This is a genomic window from Cupriavidus pauculus (genome assembly GCF_008693385.1).
In the GTDB taxonomy this organism is placed as follows: domain Bacteria; phylum Pseudomonadota; class Gammaproteobacteria; order Burkholderiales; family Burkholderiaceae; genus Cupriavidus; species Cupriavidus pauculus_D.
The window spans coordinates 169,272-188,792 of sequence record NZ_CP044067.1 but is presented as its reverse complement, the minus strand read 5'-3'; the positions used below and the strand labels follow the sequence as shown (position 1 = coordinate 188,792).

19 protein-coding genes are annotated in these 19,521 nt (G+C 66.0%); 5 read left to right on the top strand and 14 right to left on the bottom strand.

All coding sequences use genetic code 11. The features are described from left to right. Positions 1 to 51: 51 nt before the first annotated feature. Positions 52 to 1,620 (bottom strand): methyl-accepting chemotaxis protein, encoded by a 1,569-nt coding sequence (locus FOB72_RS19120; RefSeq protein WP_150377262.1) that lies wholly within the window; start codon positions 1,618 to 1,620, stop codon positions 52 to 54. Positions 1,621 to 1,877: 257 nt separating this feature from the next. Here FOB72_RS19120 and FOB72_RS19115 point away from each other — a divergent pair, with 257 nt between their 5' ends. Beyond that, positions 1,878 to 3,116 carry an aminotransferase class V-fold PLP-dependent enzyme gene (locus FOB72_RS19115; protein ID WP_191002339.1) on the top strand — a complete coding sequence of 413 codons (1,239 nt, stop codon included), beginning with the start codon at positions 1,878 to 1,880 and terminating at the stop codon, positions 3,114 to 3,116. Between the two features lie 10 nt (positions 3,117 to 3,126). Here the strand turns inward: FOB72_RS19115 and FOB72_RS19110 are convergent, their stop codons facing one another. The 6 genes from FOB72_RS19110 to FOB72_RS19085 all read right to left on the bottom strand — a co-directional run bounded on the left by FOB72_RS19110 (position 3,127) and on the right by FOB72_RS19085 (position 9,491). Beyond that, positions 3,127 to 3,492 carry a response regulator gene (locus FOB72_RS19110; protein ID WP_150374320.1) on the bottom strand — a complete coding sequence of 122 codons (366 nt, stop codon included), beginning with the start codon at positions 3,490 to 3,492 and terminating at the stop codon, positions 3,127 to 3,129. Positions 3,493 to 3,511: 19 nt separating this feature from the next. Further along, positions 3,512 to 4,111: a hypothetical protein gene (locus FOB72_RS19105; RefSeq protein ID WP_223851835.1), complete on the bottom strand. Its 600-nt coding sequence runs from the start codon at positions 4,109 to 4,111 to the stop codon at positions 3,512 to 3,514. Next, positions 4,096 to 4,827, bottom strand: a complete 732-nt coding sequence (locus FOB72_RS19100) for a methyl-accepting chemotaxis protein (protein ID WP_150374319.1) — start codon at positions 4,825 to 4,827, stop codon at positions 4,096 to 4,098. Before FOB72_RS19100 ends, FOB72_RS19105 begins: the two co-directional genes overlap by 16 nt. 27 nt (positions 4,828 to 4,854) lie before the next feature. After that, positions 4,855 to 7,236, bottom strand: a complete 2,382-nt coding sequence (locus FOB72_RS19095; protein ID WP_150374318.1) for an ATP-binding protein — start codon at positions 7,234 to 7,236, stop codon at positions 4,855 to 4,857. 431 nt (positions 7,237 to 7,667) lie between these two features. Then, positions 7,668 to 8,855: a cysteine desulfurase family protein gene (locus tag FOB72_RS19090; protein WP_150374317.1), complete on the bottom strand. Its 1,188-nt coding sequence runs from the start codon at positions 8,853 to 8,855 to the stop codon at positions 7,668 to 7,670. A gap of 183 nt (positions 8,856 to 9,038) precedes the next feature. After that, a complete protein-coding gene (locus FOB72_RS19085; RefSeq protein WP_150374316.1) occupies positions 9,039 to 9,491 on the bottom strand; it encodes a cupin domain-containing protein in 453 nt (150 codons plus the stop codon). Between the two features lie 206 nt (positions 9,492 to 9,697). Here FOB72_RS19085 and FOB72_RS19080 point away from each other — a divergent pair, with 206 nt between their 5' ends. From FOB72_RS19080 to FOB72_RS19070, 3 genes are all read left to right on the top strand, one after another. Continuing rightward, positions 9,698 to 10,258, top strand: a complete 561-nt coding sequence (locus tag FOB72_RS19080) for a uracil-DNA glycosylase family protein (RefSeq protein ID WP_223851834.1) — start codon at positions 9,698 to 9,700, stop codon at positions 10,256 to 10,258. A 150-nt stretch (positions 10,259 to 10,408) separates the two neighbouring features. Continuing rightward, entirely contained in the window at positions 10,409 to 10,612 is a 204-nt protein-coding gene (locus FOB72_RS19075) for a cold-shock protein (RefSeq protein WP_109582846.1), read from the top strand. Between the two features lie 114 nt (positions 10,613 to 10,726). After that, positions 10,727 to 11,674 carry a LysR substrate-binding domain-containing protein gene (locus tag FOB72_RS19070; RefSeq protein WP_150374314.1) on the top strand — a complete coding sequence of 316 codons (948 nt, stop codon included), beginning with the start codon at positions 10,727 to 10,729 and terminating at the stop codon, positions 11,672 to 11,674. Positions 11,675 to 11,688: 14 nt separating this feature from the next. On the opposite strand, the gene FOB72_RS19065 is transcribed toward FOB72_RS19070, so the two are convergent. From FOB72_RS19065 to FOB72_RS19035, 7 genes are all read right to left on the bottom strand, one after another. Then, the gene (locus FOB72_RS19065; RefSeq protein ID WP_150374313.1) at positions 11,689 to 12,666 is read right to left on the bottom strand and encodes a bile acid:sodium symporter family protein; all 978 of its coding nucleotides are present in this window, start codon (positions 12,664 to 12,666) and stop codon (positions 11,689 to 11,691) included. Positions 12,667 to 12,723: 57 nt separating this feature from the next. Continuing rightward, positions 12,724 to 13,824 (bottom strand): enolase C-terminal domain-like protein, encoded by a 1,101-nt coding sequence (locus FOB72_RS19060; protein ID WP_150374312.1) that lies wholly within the window; start codon positions 13,822 to 13,824, stop codon positions 12,724 to 12,726. After that, entirely contained in the window at positions 13,821 to 14,837 is a 1,017-nt protein-coding gene (locus tag FOB72_RS19055) for an ABC transporter substrate-binding protein (RefSeq protein ID WP_150374311.1), read from the bottom strand. The genes FOB72_RS19060 and FOB72_RS19055 overlap by 4 nt, the downstream gene beginning before the upstream one ends. A gap of 91 nt (positions 14,838 to 14,928) precedes the next feature. After that, entirely contained in the window at positions 14,929 to 15,969 is a 1,041-nt protein-coding gene (locus FOB72_RS19050) for a carbon-nitrogen hydrolase family protein (protein ID WP_150374310.1), read from the bottom strand. A 39-nt stretch (positions 15,970 to 16,008) separates the two neighbouring features. Next, positions 16,009 to 17,004, bottom strand: a complete 996-nt coding sequence (locus FOB72_RS19045; protein WP_223851694.1) for an ABC transporter substrate-binding protein — start codon at positions 17,002 to 17,004, stop codon at positions 16,009 to 16,011. A 47-nt stretch (positions 17,005 to 17,051) separates the two neighbouring features. Further along, positions 17,052 to 17,921 (bottom strand): ABC transporter permease, encoded by an 870-nt coding sequence (locus FOB72_RS19040; RefSeq protein WP_223851693.1) that lies wholly within the window; start codon positions 17,919 to 17,921, stop codon positions 17,052 to 17,054. A 25-nt stretch (positions 17,922 to 17,946) separates the two neighbouring features. Then, positions 17,947 to 18,717, bottom strand: a complete 771-nt coding sequence (locus FOB72_RS19035) for an ABC transporter ATP-binding protein (RefSeq protein ID WP_150374309.1) — start codon at positions 18,715 to 18,717, stop codon at positions 17,947 to 17,949. Positions 18,718 to 19,121: 404 nt separating this feature from the next. On the opposite strand from FOB72_RS19035, the gene FOB72_RS32230 reads away from it, so the two are divergent. Next, complete coding sequence (locus tag FOB72_RS32230; protein WP_191002337.1) at positions 19,122 to 19,484, top strand: DUF4279 domain-containing protein; 363 nt, start codon at positions 19,122 to 19,124, stop codon at positions 19,482 to 19,484. Positions 19,485 to 19,521 lie beyond the last annotated feature (37 nt).

The window sequence follows — 19,521 nt, the reverse complement described above, 5'->3', positions numbered from 1 at the left end:
TCCGGTGGATGATCGATACACCGGGGCGCGCAAGGACCGTGCCTTGCCCGATCACGCCGCCCGGAAGTACGCCACCGCGCGATCGAGTTCGCGCCCCTGGTCTTCGAGCGAGCGCGAAGCGGCAGCCGCCTGCTCCACGAGCGCGGCGTTGCGCTGCGTCACCTCGTCCATCTGCACGATCGCCTGATTGATCTGGCCGATGCCACGGCTCTGCTCGCCGGCCGCGCTCGTGATCTCGGCGATGATCTGCGTCACGCGCTCCACCGCGTGCATGACCTCGGACATGGTCTTGCCCGCTTCTTCCGCTACGCCCGACCCATTGCGGATCTTGTCCAGCGACGCATGGATCAGCGTCTTGATCTCCTTGGCCGCCGTCGAGGAACGCTGCGCCAGCGTCCGGACCTCGCCCGCCACCACCGCGAAGCCACGTCCCTGCTCCCCGGCACGCGCGGCTTCCACGGCCGCATTGAGCGCGAGGATATTGGTCTGGAACGCAATGCCCTCGATGATCCCGACGATGTCCTCGATGCGCGCCGAGCTCTCGTTGATATCGTGCATCGTGCGCACCACGTTACCGACGTGGCCGCCGCCGCGCCGCGCCACATCGGAGGCATCGGACGCCAGATCGTTGGCGCGCGTCGCGTGCTCGGCCGTCTGGCGCACCGTGGTGGTCAGCTCTTCCATGCTCGCCGCGGTTTCTTCGAGCGATGCGGCCTGCTGCGTGGTGCGCGACGACAGGTCGTCGGTGCCGGAGGCGATCTCGGCCGAACCGGAAGCAATCGCGTCGGACGCATGGCGGACCTTGCCGATGAGGTGCACCAGCCCGTTCTGCATCACGCCCATGGACGCCAGCACGCTGCCTGCGTAGGCGGCGTCCGCACCGTCGATCGGGCTCAGGTCGCCCGACGCCACGCGTTGCGTCGCCGCGCTCAGGACCGACGGTTCGGCACCGAGCGCGCGCAGCAGCCCGCGCGTGATCAGCAGCCCGAATCCGATGGCCGCCGCCAGCGCGAGGAGGCTGATGCCCAGCACCGTGTTGCGCAGGGTCACGGCGCGCGCTTCGGCGTCGCTCACGCTCTGTTCGGCGCGGCCAGCCGTGTATTGCTGGTAGGCGTCCGTTGCCTGTACCAGCGCGGCCAGCAGCGGCCGGCATTCGACGTTGATCTTGGTGACGGCCTGATCGCGCTCGCCGGACATCGCCAGACGCACGATATCGAGCGCGACGGGCCCATAGCGCGACTCCACGCGCGCGATATCCGCCACCAGCCTGCGCGCGGTGTCGCTCGCGTCCGGCGCGCTCGCAATGCGCGACTGCAGCGTTTCCAGCTTGTGCGTGACTTCCTCGTGGGCGCGCTGGACTTCGGCGTACTCGAGCTTGCGGTCCGCGTCGGTAGTGACCAGCACGAGATTGCGCGCCGCGATGGCACGTCGATCGACGGCCGTGCGGATGTCGTGCGCAAGCAGCGCCCGGCCGTTGATGCCGTCGATAAATCCGGCAAAGCGGCGATTGGCGTCGCCGAGCGCATAGATCGACAGTGCCGACACGATCAGGACAATGGCCACCAGCGCGCCGTAACTCGCGCGCAGCTTGCCCCGGACGGTCCAGGATTTGCTGAACATCATGAAGAACTCCCCGTTCTCTAGCTTGTTTGACGAGTGCACTGCGAGGTCTCTGACGGACCTGTGGACGCCAGTCGTGCCAGCGCTGCCCGTATATCGGCAGCGCTCGTTAAACCCGAAGGGGAATCTTCGCGTAACCGCTCTGCACCACGTTCTCTACACCACGTCCTCTGCACCACGTTCTCTACACCACCTCTTCGGCTCATGTACCATGCGCGATGCACGGCGCGAACGCGCCGGTTTCCGCAGGGGAATGCATGGAAATACCGGGACATCCGACATGGCGCGCGCTCGATCACGAGGCGCTGGCACGCATTCGGCGCGAGACGCCGGCGCACGGCGCCACGGCGCATTTCAATAACGGTTCGGCGAGTCTGGCGCCGGCTGCGGTGCTCGACGCATTGTCGGGCTGGATCGGGCGCGAGCGTGCCGTGGGGCCGCATCGCGCGCTGGCCGAGCATGCGGAACCCCTCGGGGACGTGCATGCGAGCATCGGGCGCCTGCTCGGCGTTCCGGCCCACTCCATTGCGCTTGCGCCTTCGGCCAGCGCGGCATGGGCGACGGCGCTCAGCGGCGCGTTGCAGTCCTCCCGTCCGGTGCACGTGATCAGTGCCGCGTCCGAGTACGCAGCCAATGCCGCGTATCTGCACGTGGCCCTGCGCAAGGGGCGAATCGCGCTGACCGTGCTGCCGGCCGATGCCGATACGCCGTTGCTGGAACAGGTGCGGCAGGCACTGCGCGATATGGCGCCCGGCGCGATGCCCGTGGTCTCGCTGCCTGCCGTGTCGGCGACGTTCGGCACCGTGTTGCCGCTCGATGGCATCGGCGAACTCGTGCATGCGCGCGATGGGCTGTTCTTGCTCGATGCCAGTCACCTGATCGGCCAGCGTCCCTTCGACGTACGCGCCAGCGGCGCCGACGTACTGCTGTTTCCGCCCCGCAAATGGCTGCGCGGTCCGCGCGGCTTGGCGGCCGCGCATTATTCCGAGCGCGCGCTGCGGCTGCTCGATCTGCCCGATGGGCTCGATGTCCGGGGTGCGTACTGGTCCGCGGACGACATGCATGTGCGGGAAGGCGCGATCCGCTTCGAACCGAGCGAAATGCATCCGGGGCTCAAGCTCGCGTTTCGGGCGGCCAGCAATTACGCGCAGGCAGTCGGGCTCGATCGCATCGCGGGAACCATCGCTCAGGTGCGTGGCCGTATCGTGACGGCCATTGAAGCCGCCTGCGGCTGGCTGCCGCGCGAGGCGGCCGATGCCGATAACAGCGCGCTGATCACCTATGCATTGCCCGCGCACCTGCCGGGCGCCGAGGCACTGAGCGATGCGCTGCGCGCGCAGGAGATCCACACGGCGGCCGTTGGGCTCCAGCACACGCCGTGGGCCTTTCGATCGCCCGATGCGCGCGCGCTGTTGCGGCTGACGCCGCATTACTACACGAGCGACGACGAGATTGCCGCGCTGGCCGCGGCGCTGGCGCAGTACCGGCGCCAGTAACCTCGCCGACTTACACGGCCAGCTTCTTCAGCCCTTCCAGCACGGCGGCGCCCTTGAAGGGCTTGACGATCCAGCCCTTCACGCCGGCCGCCTTGCCCCGATCCTTCATCGCGGGGCTGCTTTCCGTGGTCAGCATCACCACGTTCACGCTCTTGTTGCCGAGCTCGCCGCGGATCTTCTCGACCATCGTCAGGCCGTCCATATTGGGCATGTTGACGTCGCTGATGATCAGGCGGATGCCGGGGTCCGCCTTGAGCCGCGACAGGCCATCCTTGCCGTCCACGGCAATCTGCACGTCGAGGCCGCTGCCGCGCAGAAAGCCCGCCACTTCGTCGCGCACCGCGCTCGAATCGTCCACTACCAGAATCTTTGCCAAGGTTTTCTCCTGCTAAAAATCAGAACAGTTCGAGTTCGCCGTCGCTCGTCGCGTTGCTCGTCGCTTCCTCGGCGCCCGCATCGATATGGAAATCGATGGGCACGCGCGTGAACAGGCATGTCGTCGCATCGATGACCACGCCGTCCGCGATGGCGACGCACACGTCCGCGCGGTAGTCGGGCTTCAGGCTATCGATATGGCGCAGGCTATGGCCACCCAGTGCATAGGGCGTGGACATCCCGAGGTCGGGGAAATGCCGGACCAGTTCCTGGTTGATCGCGCCGCAGCACAGGTTGCCGAGCTCCAGCAGCGTGTCCCGCAGTTCGCCCGCGTTGTCCCGCGCGTAGTAGGCCACAGTGGCCGCATCGTTGCGGAAGCGCAGGAACAGCATGTAGCGGAAGCCCATGGCGGAGATCGTGAGCACCACGACCGGGTCGCCGCCATCGACATTGCCATCGATGCGCCCCTCGACGCGCCCATCGCTGTCGGCGGCGGGTATCGTCACGCGGTCGATCGTGCAGGTATCGCCGGGCTGCAATACGAGCCGCGAGCGCACCGCGCGCTCGAGCACGCGTTCGAGGCTTTGCCGTGCCTGCATCCCGATCATGCCGCCTTGCACTGGCAAGCCTCCTCGAGCCGCTCGGCCAGCATCGCAACGCTGGCCAGCGAGGCCGTGACCATCTTGCCGCCGGCCTGGATATCCTGGAACGTCGCCGTCGTCGTCAGATCGCTCTGATGCAGGCTGTCGCCATAGCTCTTCGACAGCGCCTCGGAGCGGGCCGCCAGCGCGCGCACCTCGCCGGCCACCACGCCGAAGCCACGGCCCGCCGCGCCGGCGCGGGCGGCTTCGATGGACGCGTTGAGCGAAACGATGACCACGTGCCGGACGATCGACGACAGTTCCATGTTCTGCTCGTGCATCGACTGGTTGCGGGCCATCAGCGAGATCATCTGCTCGTGCCACCGCTCGAACGTATGCGCGAGCCCGCGCAGCCGCTGGATTTCCCCGGCAATGCGCTGCGCCTGTTCCTGTGCGTCGGCCTGCTGCCGCCGGCTTTCCGCCAGCTCGGCATCGCGTTGCGCCAGCAGCGCCGCCTGTTCCGCGGCCGCCGCTTCCACGCGCTCCAGTTCCGCATGCAGCGTCTGCAGGCCCTGCTCGCAGACATCGAGCTCGCCCCGCAGCGTGGCGTTGGCCTGCTCCAGCAGTGTCACCGCGCCGTCCCGCTCGATCCTCGCGTGCGTTGCCGCGGTCCGCGCGCGAGCGCGCCACGCCATGCCCGCTACCGCCGCGATGGCTGCCGCCCCGGTCAGCGCGCCCATTCCAAACTCGACCATACCGCGTACTCCTTCCGTCACCGTGAATCAGGGCGCCTGCAGTGTCATCGACGCAGGCGCCTCCGCCAGCGCGGCCACGCTATCCACGGCAAACTTCCCCGGCAGGCTCACCACGGTCTGGAACTGCCGGAACGACGCGCCCGCATGGTTATCGGTAAAGCGCAGTTCGATGGTGCCGCCCGAGCGGCTCAGGAATTCGCGCACCGCATCCATGCCCACGCCGCGTCCGGAGATCGTCGTGATCGACTCGGCCGTGGAGAATCCGGGATGGAAGATGAACTGCGCGATGGCTTCGTCGCTCAGCACCGCGTCGTCCGCGACCCAGCCCCGTTCGGCGGCGGTCGCGCGGATCCGGGCCAGCGCGAGGCCGCGGCCGTCGTCGGCCACGGTGATCTGGAGCGTCTGGCCATCGACGCCCGCGTCGATGCGAATCCGGCCCGCCACGGGCTTGCCGGCCGCCATGCGCGCCTGCACGGGCTCGATGCCATGGTCGATCGCGTTGCGCAGCAGATGCGTGAATACGTTCTCGAGCATCCCCGCGACTTCCGCGCGCAGCCGGTAACCGTTGTCCTGGATGATGACCTCCGGCGCCGCCTTGCCGAGCTCGGCGGCCAGCGACGGCAAGGCTTCCACCACCGGCGCCAGTACCTCGCCGAGGCTCGAGGCGTCGAGCACGCGCAGGATGCGGTGCACGGCCGCGCGCATCGACACCAGTTCGGCAAGGCTATCGGTCCGTACGCCTTCCAGCAGGCGCAGGCTCTCGCGCACATGGCCCGCGGTATCGTCCTGAGGCGCCACGTTCCGCTCGGACGCGCCACCGCGTGCGCGCTTGCGGCCGAGCTTGTCCTCGTTGATCTCGCGATAGCGCGCCAGTGTGTCGCGCACGCGCGCCACGTCGCTGAGCAGCGCATCGGGGTTCCACGCATTGGCCTCGCGCTCTAGGCTGCGCAGCAGCTCCAGCCGCTGCTCGGCCTCGTGCACGACGTCCGTCAGATGCAGGAGCTTGTAGGTGCGCGCATTGCCCTTGATCGTATGCATATTGCGGAACAGTGCGGCAATGGCGGCGTCGTCGGCTTCCGTTGACTGGCGGATGATGTGCTCGTTCTCGTGGACGAAGCCGTGCGCGGTCTCCATAAAGCGATGGAACTTCTCTTCGCCCACCGCGAGAATCTCGCCGATCATCTCGAGGCTGCGTCGCTGCTCGCTGGCCTCGGCGGCCAGTTCGCGCAGTTGCGTCACGTCGCGCACGCATAGCATCAGGCGGACGATCGTATCGGCATCGTCGGTAATGGCGGACCAGCTCAGGTCGAGCACCTTGACCTCCCCGTCGGCCATGCGCTTCTCGACCTCGGTCGGCAGCAGGTGCTCGTTGAATACGAAGTTGATGCCGTCCTGGCCGAGGCACGCGTCGATGGCGGCTTCGGTCTGCGACAGCGCGTCGGCGCCGAGCCCGGCATCGGCGAAGACCAGTTCCATGACGTTGCGGCCGGCAATGTCGCGCGTGTCGAAGATCTGTTCGAGGTACGCCGAATACTCGGGGTGCACGATGCCGCCATCGACCACGGTCAGGATGCCCTGCTGCATGTTCTGCAGGATCGCCTGGATATCGGTGGTCTTCTGGCGCAACTGCGACGCGCTCTCCTGGATCCGCTCGATCATCTGGTTGAACGCGGCGATCGAATGGCCAATCTCGTCCATGCGACCGACTTCGATGCGGCGCGTAAAATCCTGGCTCGCCGCAATCTCGCTCATCGTGGTCTGCATGCGCGTGAGCGGCCGCGCGATCTGGCGGTCGAGCAGCCAGCCGACCAGCGACAGCAGCAGCACGGCCGCCGCGCTGACCAGGCCGATGGTGCCGGCGGCGCTGTCCAGCTGGCCGTTGAGCGAGGCAATCGCATCGTCCTTCTCGCGATTCTTCTCCACGCGCAGCGTATCGACGATCTTTTCCATCTCGTCGCGATACCGCGCGACGTTGGCGAACAGGAAGGCCTGCGCGATCTCGTCTCGGCCCGCGGCCTTCATCTCCGCGGTTTCGCGAATGGCGTCGAAATAATTGGCGAGGCTTTCGCCGGCCTGCGTCATCAGCCCCTTCTGCGCATGGGTCGCGGCATTGGCCGACTGCCGGGCCAGCGCCTCGCGCAGCGCCGCCTGCCGGGTCTTCAGGTCTTCCTGCGCCTGGGCCAACAGGTTGGCGTCGGGCGCGTAGACGAGCGCCATGGTGGCCAGCTGCACGTCCTTGACCAGCGATACCACGTCGGCGGACGCCAGCGCGCTGGGCACGACGCCCTCGGTCACGCGTTTCACTTCGGATGCACTGGCACGTGTCTGCAGGACGGCGTAACCGCCTATGGCGGTCAACGCCAGACACATCAGGACGATCAGCAGCACGATGCGCTGACGAATGGTCATGGCAAAGCTCCCCGGCAATACGAATGTCAAACCCTTCAGGCGAAGGCAATCCGCCTCGTTCTATGCGAGGCAGCGAATCGATTTACCTGGATTATGCGAACGGACTCATGACCCCGCGATGACATGTCATGAAACCGCCATCCCCTCGAACGTGGGGGCGCTTAGGGGCAGAAAATTCCGATGCACGACATGCTGGACCGGGCTATTGGAATTTTTTACCAAGAGTTCCAGCTTTGCTTAAATCTGACAAAAGTATTGAGCGTGCGTTATCAGACAGACACCGACATCGCGGCCTGCTAGCGGGGACTACATTGGAACTCAGGATCTGACCCATCCTGAATCACCCCCCGAATCACCCCCTGCTCCCCGCCGCTCCCCGGCGGGTTTTTTTTTGTGGGTTGCGTCGGAATGGCCTTGTCGGAATGACCTTATCAGGCCAAAGGCTCCGCTGCCTCCAAACGCTCGGTCGCGACAGGCCGGCATTGTGCAATGGCCCGCTGGAAACTCTGGATGGCAATCTCCACGTCGGCCTCCGTCGTAAAGCGGCCGAGACTCAGCCGCACCGTGCGCTCCGCGGCGTCGGCTGCCAGCCCGATACCCGTCAACACATGCGACGGCGTGCCCGCCGCCGAATTGCAGGCGGACGTGGACGACACAGCGAGGTCCCCGGCCAGCATGAACGGGAAGAAGCCGGCCAACGCCACCGTCAGGCTGAGCGTATGCGGAATGCACGGCGCGTTGCCCGCGTTTCGCGTGACGACACCCGAAGCCCGTACACCATCGAGCAGGCGCGCGCTCAGTTGCGCGATACGCCGGTTGTCGGCCGCCATCTCCGTGCGCGCGAGTTCGCTAGCCGTGCCCATGCCGACGATCTGGTGCGTGGGCAACGTGCCGGACCGCAGGCCCTGCTCGTGACCGCCGCCGTGCATCTGGCAGGCGACACGCGGCGCCACCTCGCGGCTCACGTAGAGCGCGCCGATACCCTTCGGGCCATAGAACTTGTGTGCCGACATCGACAACAGATCGATGCCCATTGCCTTGACGTCGATCTCGACCTTGCCCGCGGCCTGCGCGGCATCCACGTGCAGCAAGGCGCCGGCGGCGTGCACCACGCGGGAAATCTCGGCAATGTTGGTCAGCGTGCCAATTTCGTTGTTCACCATCATCAGCGACACGAGCCCCGTGGTATCGGTGAGCGCGGCTTCGACGGCGGCCAGCGAGATCTCGCCCGAGGCGTCCGGCGCAAGATAGCTCACGGCGACGCCAAGCCGTTCGAGATGCGACGCCGTATCGAGAATCGCCTTGTGCTCGAGCTTGCTGGTCACCAGATGACGGCGGTGCTGTTCGCGATCGAAGAACCCCTTGAGCGCCAGGTTGTTGGACTCGGTGGCGCCGGACGTCCAGACGATCTCCGAAGCCGCCGCGCCAATGAGCGCCGCCACCTGGGCACGGGCCTGCTCGACGAGGTGCTTCGCCTTGAGCCCCGCCGTGTGGGAGCTCGACGCCGGGTTGCCGAAGACACCGGCAGCGCCCATGCAGCCGAACATTGCGTCCATGACGCGGGTGTCCGCGGGGGTGGTCGCGGCGTAATCGAAGTAGCGCTGGGTGTCGGTGCTCATTGTTGCCGATCGTTCCAAGAGGGAGTTCCAAAGTAGAACGACCATGCTACGACGCAGCGTCTGGAACGGCGTTCCAAGATCTGCCAGCGATGGCGACCCGCATGAAAACTTATGCTATCGATCGCTCGATAAGAGGAATATTTTTCCTGGCCTATCTCTTTCCTGGCCTATCTCTTTCCTGGTCTATTTCTTCACCGCGGCAGGGTCGTAGACGACGTAGATCTTCGTGTAGCCCTTGGTCTCGAAGACACCGCTCCAGCCCTTGGGAATCGTTACCGATTCTCCCGCGTGAACGATCATCGACGAGCCGTCCGACGAGGTCAGCTTGACGCTGCCGGAGAGAAAGTACAGGAACTCCTCGTACGGAAAGCCCGGGGCCTCCGCGATTTCCTCGCGCATCGGGCCCGATTTGTACATGCCGGTCTGGAACGCGCCATCCCGCGACGTGGACGTGACGGCATCGATGGCCGCCGTGCCGTTCTCGCCCGGCTCCTTCTTTGCGTTCGGCCCCTTGAAGATCGCGCCGCGAACTTCCGTGCGGGTGGTTTTGATGGGCTTGACGACTTCCGCGTGCGCCATGCCGGCGAGGCACATGGCGGCAGCCACCAGCGTGGCGCGAAGGAGAGGTGTTGACATGACAGGCATGGGAGAAAGATGGGACGAACGGCATCATAAGGGCGTATGACGCACTTGGACCGTGTATGCCCTGCGCCCTCCTGACGCGGGCGTGCGAATCGGCAACGGCGGATGCGTAGAATGGCGCCGTGCCAGACCCAGAAACCCTCCCGCTCCCCGATAAGCTCCCCCATAAGCTCCCCGACAGGCCCCCGGCAACGCACGCCCTGCAGCGCGATATCGCCGCCTGCACGCATTGCGCCGCGCACCTGCAGGCCGGGCCACGCCCGATCGTCCAGTTCAGCGCCACCTCGCGCATCCTCATCGTCGGCCAGGCGCCCGGCTCCCGCGTGCATGCAAGCGGCGTGCCGTTCGACGACGCCAGCGGCGATCGCCTGCGCGACTGGCTCGGCATCGGCAAGGACACGTTCTACGACGCCTCGCGCATCGCGCTGATGCCCATGGGGTTCTGCTATCCGGGCAAGGGCGGCAGCGGCGACCTGCCCCCGCGGCGGGAATGTGCGCCGTTGTGGCACGCACGCGTGCTGGACTGCCTGCCGCAGGATCGCCTGACGCTGCTCGTGGGGACCTATGCGCAGGCAAGGTATCTGCCGCAGTCCAAATGCTCGATGACCGAGCGCATTGCCGACTTCCGCCGGTTCGGACCGAATGTGTTTCCGCTGCCGCATCCGTCATGGCGCGTGGTGCTCTGGATGCGCCAGCAGCCTTGGTTCGAGGCCGAATTGCTGCCCGCGTTGCGTGCCGCCGTACGCCGCCGCCTGGCTTGACTTGAAAGAAAGTCATTGACGTGCACAGCAACCCTCTGTATAAACAGCCCTCGCAGGATCTCAAGTTGTTGCTTTCAATGTTGCTTCCTTGATCGTCATGCCTCGGTGGCGTTTCTGCTGCCCGAGAACTCTCTCTTTAAGGAATCCAACATGGAAACCGGTACCGTTAAGTGGTTCAACGACGCAAAGGGCTTCGGCTTCATCACCCCGGACGCAGGTGGTAACGACCTGTTCGCGCACTTCTCCGAGATCCAGGGCAGCGGCTTCAAGTCGCTCGCCGAAGGCCAGAAGGTTCGCTACGTCGCTGGCGTTGGCCAAAAGGGCCCGGCTGCAACGAAGATCGAAGCGATCTAAGCTGCTGCTCGCCTGATGGTGAAAAAAACCCCGCACTGCGGGGTTTTTTTTATGGGATCTCAGTGTTCGCCCCCCATGTCCGCCCGCCATGTCCGCCCGCCATGTCCGCCCGCCATGTCCGCCATCTCCTCCCGCCTGCCCCCGATCCACTGCCTGCTGGCCTTCGAGGCCCGCGCGCGGCTTGAAAGCGGCGTGCTCGTCGCGAAGGAACTCAATATCACGCCGAGCGCGGTCAGCCATCGCATCCGCCAGCTCGAGGACTTCACCAACCTGACCCTGTTCACCAAGGTCAACGGCAATATCGTGCTGACGCCCGACGGGCAGTCGTATCTGGAAACGGTCCGCGGCGCGCTCTATGCGCTCAGCTACTTTTCCACGCGCGGCCGTGCCGCCAGGCCCAAGCAGAAACTCCGGCTCAGTTCCCCGCCCACCTTTGCCGCGCGCATGCTGATTCCGCGCCTCGAGCAGATTCGCGAGCAGTTCCCGTCGATCGAGGTCGATATCCAGCTGTCGGTGCCGCTGATCGGCGCAAAGGCCGAGCCCGCCGATATCGATTTTCGGTTTGGCGACGGCAACTATCCGGGCCGCAATGTCGTGAAGGTGCTCGACGAGAAGGTCGTGGCGGTTTGCCATCCCGAGTTCGCGCGCCGGCACGGTCCGTTCAAGAAGGTTTCCGACCTGCGTCCCGAGTACCTGCTGCGCTGCTCGATCGATCCCTGGCGGCCATGGTTCCAGGCGGCCCGGCTCGACTGGTCGGAGCCGGAAAGCCACTTCTCGTTCTCCGACGTCGGCCTGTTCGCGGACGCCGCGGCCCATCAGGCCGGCATCGCACTGGTGCGGCCGAGCATGGTCGGAGAGCACCTCGAGAACGGGACGCTGGCCGTGCTGTTCCCGAGCATCATGGCGGCGCCCTATTACGCCTACTATGCGACGTGCGCGCCCGAGTCGTACCAGCGCCCCGAGGTGGAGACGTTCATCCGATGGCTCGAGGACGCCCTGTACGACCCGTCGAGCCGCTACAGGCTCCCGAGAAAGCCGGTCCGGCGCGCCTCGGTCGCCTGACGCGCGGAAGCCCGCTACGAGAGCCGGCGCGCGTAGCGCTGGGCCAGCACCGCGCAGACCATCAGCTGGATCTGGTGGAACAGCATCACGGGCAGCAGGATCACGCCCACCGCGCTGCCGGCAAACAGGATGTTCGCCATCGGCGCGCCGCTGGCCAGGCTCTTCTTCGAGCCGCAGAACATGATCGTGATCTCGTCCTCCTTGCTGAAGCCGAGCCGGCGCGCGGACCATACCGTCAGCGACAGCGCCACGGCCAGCAGCACGGCATCGATGACCATCAGCCCCGCGAGCTCGTTCCAGCTGACCTGCCGCCAGAGCCCCTCCACCACGGCCGCGCTGAACGCGGCGTACACCACGAGCAGCACCGAACCCTGATCGACCACCTTGAGCAGGCGCGCGTTGCCGGTGACGAACGTGCCGATCCACGGGCGCAGCAGATGACCGGCCGCGAACGGCACGAACAGTTGCAGCGTGATGCGGCCGATCGCATCGACGCTGCTGGCAGCCGTGGTCGCGTCCGGACGCGCCATCAGCAGGCCGACGAGCAGCGGCGTGACGACGATACCGAGCAGTGTCGAAGCCGACGCGCTGCAAACCGCTGCCGGGATATTGCCGCGCGCCATCGACACCATCGCGATCGACGATTGCACCGTGGACGGCAGCAGGCACATGTAGAGCACGCCAACGTAGAGCGCGGGCCCTACCCATCGGGCAAGCAGCGGCTGGAACACCAGCCCGAGCAGCGGAAACAGCAGGAAGGTGCTGCCGAGCACCATGCCATGCAGACGCCAGTGGCCGATGCCGGACAGGATGGCGTCACGCGACAGGCGCGCGCCATGCAGGAAGAACATCGCGGCCACGCCGGCCGTGGTGAGGTGCTGGACGACGATGCCGGCGGTGCCGCTGGCGGGAAACAGACGGGCGAGCACAAGCGCCCCGACCAGCATCAGCGTGAAGCGGTCGGGGAGGAACAACGAACGGGAAGCGGACATAAAGCGAACTGCGGAAGATGGCTGAGGGTGGAGACGAGAAGGCGGCCGGGGTGGCGGTCAGAACAGAAACGGCTTCAGGCGATCCTCCCTCCATGCCACGCCGCTGCCCGGCAGATCGGCAACCCGCGCGCGCCCCTCGCTCACCTGCAGCGGATGTTCGAGAATCGGGTCCGCCATCCGGAAGTACTCGAGCAGATGGGCGCCCGGCGTCACGAGCATCAGATGCGCGCTGGTCTCCTGGTAGAAATGGTTCGACACCGGCACCCGTCGCGCCGCGCAGACCGCGCTGGCCTGCAGCCAGCCCGACACGCCACCGACCTTGCCGAGGTCGGGCATCATGAGGTCCGACGCGCCGGCCGCGAGACTCGCGGCGACCTGCGTCGGCCCCCAGAGGTTCTCGCCAGCCTGGATCGGGGTGGTGACATGGCGCGCGATCTCCGCGTGGCCCGCGAAGTCGTCGAAGTTCGTCGGCTCCTCGATCCACGTCAGGCCATAGGCGTCGAGCGCCTTGCACCGGACGAGCGCCTCGGCCACGGTCAGGCCCTGGTTGTAATCGATCAGCAGCGACGCCCTGCCCTGCATGGTCTCCAGCGCCGCCTCCACGACGGTCAGGTCGGCGCCGAGCGTCGGATGTCCGATCTTGATCTTGATATGGCGGTGCCCATCGCCGAGCGCCTGCTCGATATTGCGGCGCGTCGTGTCAGCATTCTCCATGCCGAAGCTCGCATAGACCGGTATCTCGCGCGGCTGCGTCAGGTCGGCACCGAGCAAGGCCGCAAGCGGCTGGCCGAGAAACTGGCTCCAGGCGTCCCAGAGCGCCATGTCGATGGCCGACAGCACCATGTCCAGCAGCCCCGCCGTGCCCAACAGCTTGAACTGGCCGCGCAGCTTCTGCATCGCCTGGTACGGTGCCAGCGGCTGCCCGGCCAGCGCCTTGGTGACGTCGTGCGTCAGTCGCGCCGCGGCTTCCAGTACCGTCGGCGTATAGCAGAACAGATAGGCATGGCCCGTGACGCCGGCACTGGTGGGGATATCGAGGATCACCAGCGGCGCGGCCTGCATCATGCCGCTCGCGGTGCGCAGCGGCTGCTCGAACGGCACGATGGCCCGGCGTACCTGCGAGATGCCGAGCGTCGGCACGCTGTGTCTTTCGGTCATGGTTTGTCTCCGAGCGCCGCGCGGATATAGCGGCGCGAAACGATGGTGTCGTATGCAGGCATGCTCTTGAGGTTGCCGAGCTCGACCTGCGTCGCCATCGAGTTCCTGAAGGCCTCCGGCGAGATATCGACCGAGGTGGAATAGATGCGCTCGCTGACCATGCGCCTGACTGCGGCCTCCACCACGGCCGCGTCCAGCGTCGCGAACTGGCGCCGCGCGATGGCCACGGTACCGGGCACATCGCGCTGCATATAGACGAGCGCGGCCTGGAGCCCCTTGACGAATCGTGCCGCGGTATCGGGATCGACGTCGCGGCGCGTGCTGATCGCCGCCACGGTGTACGCATCGGCCATGCTCGAAAAACTGTAGACGACCTTCATGCCCTGCGCCACGGCCTGGTCGAGCCCCGGCTGGTACAGCACCGCGAATTTCGTCTGCCCGGCCAGCAGCGGCCCCGGCTCGGAGCCGATCTGCACCTGCGTCACCTTGACGTCGCCACCGGCCTTGAGTCCATTCTGCTTGAGCAGCTTCATGAACATCGACGTGCTCGTGGTCGGCATCATCCCGGTGGCCACGGTCTGCCCCCTGAGGTCGCCCACCGTGTCGAACTTTGCATCGGGCGCGGCCGCGATCCAGAACGACGGGCGGCTGACCACGCTCGCGATGACCTGCACCGATGCGCCCTTCTCCGCCGCGATGGCGCTCCACTCGGGCCCGTGCAGCGAGAAATCGGCGGTCCCGGAAAGCAGCGCGGAGAGCGCCGCATTGGCCGATCCGGCGGTCTGCTTGGTGACGGCGAGGCCTTCCTTGTCGAAGAAGCCGCCGTCGATGGCCACGTAGACGGGCAGCAGCTGGATCGACTGGAACAGCTGCGAGAGCACGACCTTCTTGCTGTCCGCCAGCGCGGCGGGCGCCGTCGTGACGATCAGCAGCGCCGCGGCGCATTGCAGGAGACCGCGCAGGGAAAATCGCCGTGGGCGGGCGATGGGCAGGGATATCGATGGGGTCGGCATGGGATGGGTACGCGTTGGCGTGGGGTGAGGTGCGGGCAGAATGACCCGGCCATTGCAAGGCCGGGCCGTCGGGGCGTGAGCGGTATCGCGCTCAGCCGGCGATCTCGAGTTCGGGCACGCCCTTCCACTGCGGCTCGCCGTACTCGGGTTCCACCGGGCCGTTGTTGAACGTGGCGGGGCTGTGGGCGTTGCGGTTCACGCCGAACGAGAAGACGTCGAAGCGGTTGTAGTACCCGACCACGTCCTGGAACTGCTTCGGCACCACGCACTTCGCGACGTCGATGTCCGCATAGGCGATACCTTCCTCGTCGCGGATCACCTCGCTGATGGGCGCGCCGTCCGGACCGAGGATCATCGACACGCTGCGCGAGGCCTCGTCGATATTGCGATGCACGGCCGCGTTGCCGCGCGACAGCATGTCGATGACGTCGGGCTGCAGGTAGCTCGACGAGACGATATTGAACAGCTTGCCCTCGAACGCATGGGCACCGGCGCGCAGCCGGATCGAGGCTTCGAGGTCATACGCGGGCTGGCCCGCCGGATGCGTCGGAAAGCGCGGCGAGAAGCTCGAGATATGCACGTTCTCCCCCTGCGACATCAGCGCGAAGCGCGCCAGCGCATTGGTGTTCTCGCCGCAGATCAGCGCGCCCAGCCGGCCCAGGCGGGTGTCCACCACACGCAGGCCGCTGCCGTCGCCCATCGTCCACACGAGCTTCTCGAAATGCGTGGGCATGAGCTTGCGATGGCGGTTGAGGATGCTGCCGTCGTCGCCGATCAGCACGTTGGTGTCCCAGACGCAGCCCACGCTGTTCGTCGTGGCCTCATTGATGCCGATGGACACGAACACCCCGTGTTCGCGCGCGGTGCGGCGGATGCGCGCCATCTCGGGGCCGTCGATCGTGATGGACGAGGCCGCGAACTTCGCGAAGAACTCGTGCGTGTCCACGGGCGCCCAGACGCCCGCCCAGACGGGGAACGCGGAGATGAATGCCTCGGGGAACACGATCAGTTCGGCGCCATTGCGGGCCGCCTCGGCGATCCAGTCGCAGGCCTTGTCGGTGCAGGCGTCCTGATCGAAGAAAACGGACGAGATATGGCACGCGGCGGCCTTGAACTTCGGATAGGTCTTCATAGGAGTTGTCTTCTCGGTGTTGTGGTTGAAGCGGGAGCGTCAGCGGGCGCCGGCGCGGGTAATGGCACGGTCGATCACCGACCGCGCGATCAACGTGTCGTAGACGGGCTGGCTCTTGAGGTTGCCCAGCGCGATCTGTGTGGCCATGGCGACGCGCAGTGCATCGGGAGAGATCGCGACCGTGGTCGCGTAGACCTGTTCGTCGAGCATGCGCTTGACCGCGGCCTCGACGACCTGCGGCTCTACCGACGGAAATTCCTTCCTGGCGATGGCGACGGACTCGGCCGGATGGCTCGACATGAAGCGCATGGCGAGTTCCAGCGCCGCGACGAAGCGCTCGGCGGTATCGGGATCCACGGTCTTGCGCGCGGTGATGCCGGAGAGCAGATACGGTCCGTACTGCTTCGGAAAACTGTGCACGACCTTGAAGCCGCGGGCGACGGCCTGTTCCAGCGCGGGCTGGTAGAACACACCCACAGTGGCCTGGCCGGCCAGCAGCGGCCCGAGTTCGGCACCGGCCTGCACCTGCTTGATCGTGATCTTCGCGGCGGCGGGATCGATCTCGCTGTCGTTGAGCAGCTTGTTGAACAGCGACGTGCTGGCGATGGGCATCATCCCCGTCGATACCGTCTGCCCCGCGAAGTCCTTCGGGCCGCGGTAGTCGAGCTTCGGCGAGGCGGCAATCCAGACCGCAGCGCGGTTGACGATGCCGGCGACCACCTGGACGTCCGCCCCTTTCGACGCGGCGATGGCCGTCCACTCCGGGCCGTGCAGCGAAAAGTCCGCGCTGCCCGAGATCACGGCCGACAGCGCGGCATTGGGCGAGCCCGCGGTCTGCTTGGTGACGGAGAGACCCTGCTTGTCGAAGAACCCCTGGTCGAGCGCGACGTACAGCGGCAGGAACATCACCGACTGGAACAGTTGCGATACCACCACCTTCTTCGGCGCCGGCGCCTGGGCAGCGGCGGGCATGGCGGCGACGAGCGCCGTGGCGCAGCCGATGGCGACCGCGATAGACTTGAACGATAGTTTCACGATGAGATCCCGATGATTTGATGTCAAACGCTGCGTTAGACGCTGCGTTAGACGTTGAGCGTGGCCTGATGCGTGTCTTCCTTCCACGGCAGCAGCTTGCGTTCGACGTAGTCCACGACGAAATAGAGGCTGAAGCCGATCACCATCAGCATGAACAGGCCGGCCCAGACGGTATTGAGGTCGTACAGCCCCGAGGCGGTGAAGATCATGTGGCCGAGCCCGTGTTCCGACGAGATGAACTCGCCCACCACGGCGCCGACCAGACCGAAGCCGATATTGATGTGGAAGGTGGCGATGATCGCGGGCAGCGACGAGGGCACGATGACCTTGAAGAAGATCTCCTTCTTGTCGGCACCCAGCGTGACGAGCAGCGTCTGGAAATCGAGATCGGCGTTCTTGGCCGCCTGATACGCGGCGATCAGCGCGACGATCGACGTGAGCGAGACCGCCAGCGCGACCTTGGAGATCAGCCCCGTGCCGAACCACAGGATCACGATCGGGCCGAAGGCGATCTTCGGGATGCTGTTGATGGCGATGATGAACGGCTCGGTCAGGCGCGCGACGAACGGCGAGTACCAGAGCGCGAGGCCGAGAGCCGACCCCGCCACGGTGCCGATGGCGAAGCCCAGGATCGCTTCGAACAGCGTGTAGTAGCTGTCCGTCCACAGTTGCCCGTCGGCGGCGCCACGCACGAGGGACTTCCAGATTTCGGCCGGCGATCCGACCATGAAGGCGGAGATCCATCCGGCATCGACGCCGAACTGCCACGCCCGCAGCACGAGCGCCGCGATCAGCAGTTGCAGCAGCGAGCGGCCCCACGGGTTGTCGAAACGGCTGCGGGTCTTGGTGTTCTTGCGCGGAGCGGGGGCGGCGGCGGCCGTGGCTCCCGGGCTCGTGCTGGTCATGACGCGACTCATGATGATGTCCTCGATGGATGGGTGATCAGTGCTTGCGCGTCTGGATATCCAGTTCCGCGCACAGCTGGTGGAAGTAGCCGGAGAAGTTCGCGTGGCTGCGCGCGCCGATCGGCGACTTCTCGTTGATGTCGATGTCGTAGACGTGCTTGACGTGCGACGGCTTGCCGGCCAGCACGACCACGCGCTTCGACAGCGCAACCGCTTCGTCGATGTCGTGCGTGACGAGGATGACCGTCTTCTTGAACGTGTCCACGGCGTCCAGCAGCACGCTCTCCAGATACAGGCGCGTCTGGTAGTCGAGCGCCGAGAACGGTTCGTCGAGCAGCAGCACGTCGGGGTCCGAGATCAGCGTGCGGATCAGCGCCACACGCTGCCGCATGCCGCCCGACAGCGTCTTCGGGTATGCCTTGTCGAAACCGGCGAGGCCGAACGTGTTCAGGTACTCCATGGCGTTCTCGCGCGCCTCGCGCAGCGGCAGCTTCTGCAGTTCGGGCGCGAGCATCACGTTCTCGAGCACCGTGCGCCAGGGGAACAGCAGGTCGCGCTGCATCATGTAGCCGACCTTGCCGCGCAGCCCGGTCACCTGCTGGCCGCGATAGCTGATCTCGCCCGTGTCCGGATCGATGAGTCCCGCGATGATGTTGAACACCGTGGTCTTGCCGCAGCCGCTCGGGCCGATGATGCTGACGAAGTCCTGTTCGTTGACGTCGAACGTCAGGCCGCCGAGTACATCGACGGACCGGCCCTTCGACTGGAACGATTTCTTGATGCCCTTGAGGCTCAGTAGCGTGTTCATGGATGGCGCCTTCGTGAGTTGCGTATGGCCTCATCATTGCGGAGAGATGCCTGCGCGCAAATTGAAAGACGTGAACACGACGATGCAATTTTTCTCAATGTGCAGGGGGTCGCGTTGAGAATGCATCAATGTGGGGAGCGGCATTGCCATCGTGCATGCGGGCGTGCCGCCATGTGCCGCCTCGCCTCGTGCGCCTTCGCGATGGCGAGGACTATCGCGCCCTGCGCCGAAGTTGGGCAGCGATCGACGACCCGCGCGCACTAACGCAGGGCAGCTTCGGCGACGAGGAAAATTGCTGCGCGCGGGGCGAGTTGCTAAGCTTGGCCACACGGTTCGCACGCGGCGGCATGCAGCGACATGAGCGTGCGATCAACATGCGATCAACGCGCGTCGGGAGAACAGGGTTGAGAACGTTCGAAGCATCGCTGCGGCTCTACAGCCGCGATGCCGATCTCGCGGCGCTATGCCGCACGGCGAACCTTCGGCCGTGCGAGGTACCGATGAGCCATGGTCCGGGCCACGGCTACTGCGTCGTACCGTTCGACTTTCATGGCATGGAGCTTCAGGAGGCCGTGGCATCGATATGCCGCGACCTCACGCCCCATCGGCAGTCGTTCCGGCAACTGAGGAAGGACGGCGGCGAGATCGAGTTGTCGGTGGTCTGGTACTCGGCCGGCACCACGAGCGAGACCGTGGACGCAAGGGTGCTGAAGCGCCTTGGCGAGCTCGGCATCGACCTGTCGATTTCCGTCTGCACCCGCGCCTAGTCGCGTGGCCGCGCGAAAAGACCGAATGACGGCTGGC

What these genes read in the sequence shown, in the direction of transcription:
- FOB72_RS19120 (WP_150377262.1), bottom strand. Translation starts at nt 1,620, where the DNA reads ATGTTCAGCAAATCCTGGACCGTCCGGGGCAAGCTGCGCGCGAGTTAC.
- FOB72_RS19115 (WP_191002339.1), top strand. Translation starts at nt 1,878, where the DNA reads ATGGAAATACCGGGACATCCGACATGGCGCGCGCTCGATCACGAGGCG.
- FOB72_RS19100 (WP_150374319.1), bottom strand. Translation starts at nt 4,827, where the DNA reads ATGGTCGAGTTTGGAATGGGCGCGCTGACCGGGGCGGCAGCCATCGCG.
- FOB72_RS19095 (WP_150374318.1), bottom strand. Translation starts at nt 7,236, where the DNA reads ATGACCATTCGTCAGCGCATCGTGCTGCTGATCGTCCTGATGTGTCTG.
- FOB72_RS19090 (WP_150374317.1), bottom strand. Translation starts at nt 8,855, where the DNA reads ATGAGCACCGACACCCAGCGCTACTTCGATTACGCCGCGACCACCCCC.
- FOB72_RS19085 (WP_150374316.1), bottom strand. Translation starts at nt 9,491, where the DNA reads ATGTCAACACCTCTCCTTCGCGCCACGCTGGTGGCTGCCGCCATGTGC.
- FOB72_RS19075 (WP_109582846.1), top strand. Translation starts at nt 10,409, where the DNA reads ATGGAAACCGGTACCGTTAAGTGGTTCAACGACGCAAAGGGCTTCGGC.
- FOB72_RS19070 (WP_150374314.1), top strand. Translation starts at nt 10,727, where the DNA reads ATGTCCGCCATCTCCTCCCGCCTGCCCCCGATCCACTGCCTGCTGGCC.
- FOB72_RS19065 (WP_150374313.1), bottom strand. Translation starts at nt 12,666, where the DNA reads ATGTCCGCTTCCCGTTCGTTGTTCCTCCCCGACCGCTTCACGCTGATG.
- FOB72_RS19060 (WP_150374312.1), bottom strand. Translation starts at nt 13,824, where the DNA reads ATGACCGAAAGACACAGCGTGCCGACGCTCGGCATCTCGCAGGTACGC.
- FOB72_RS19055 (WP_150374311.1), bottom strand. Translation starts at nt 14,837, where the DNA reads ATGCCGACCCCATCGATATCCCTGCCCATCGCCCGCCCACGGCGATTT.
- FOB72_RS19050 (WP_150374310.1), bottom strand. Translation starts at nt 15,969, where the DNA reads ATGAAGACCTATCCGAAGTTCAAGGCCGCCGCGTGCCATATCTCGTCC.
- FOB72_RS19040 (WP_223851693.1), bottom strand. Translation starts at nt 17,921, where the DNA reads ATGAGTCGCGTCATGACCAGCACGAGCCCGGGAGCCACGGCCGCCGCC.
- FOB72_RS19035 (WP_150374309.1), bottom strand. Translation starts at nt 18,717, where the DNA reads ATGAACACGCTACTGAGCCTCAAGGGCATCAAGAAATCGTTCCAGTCG.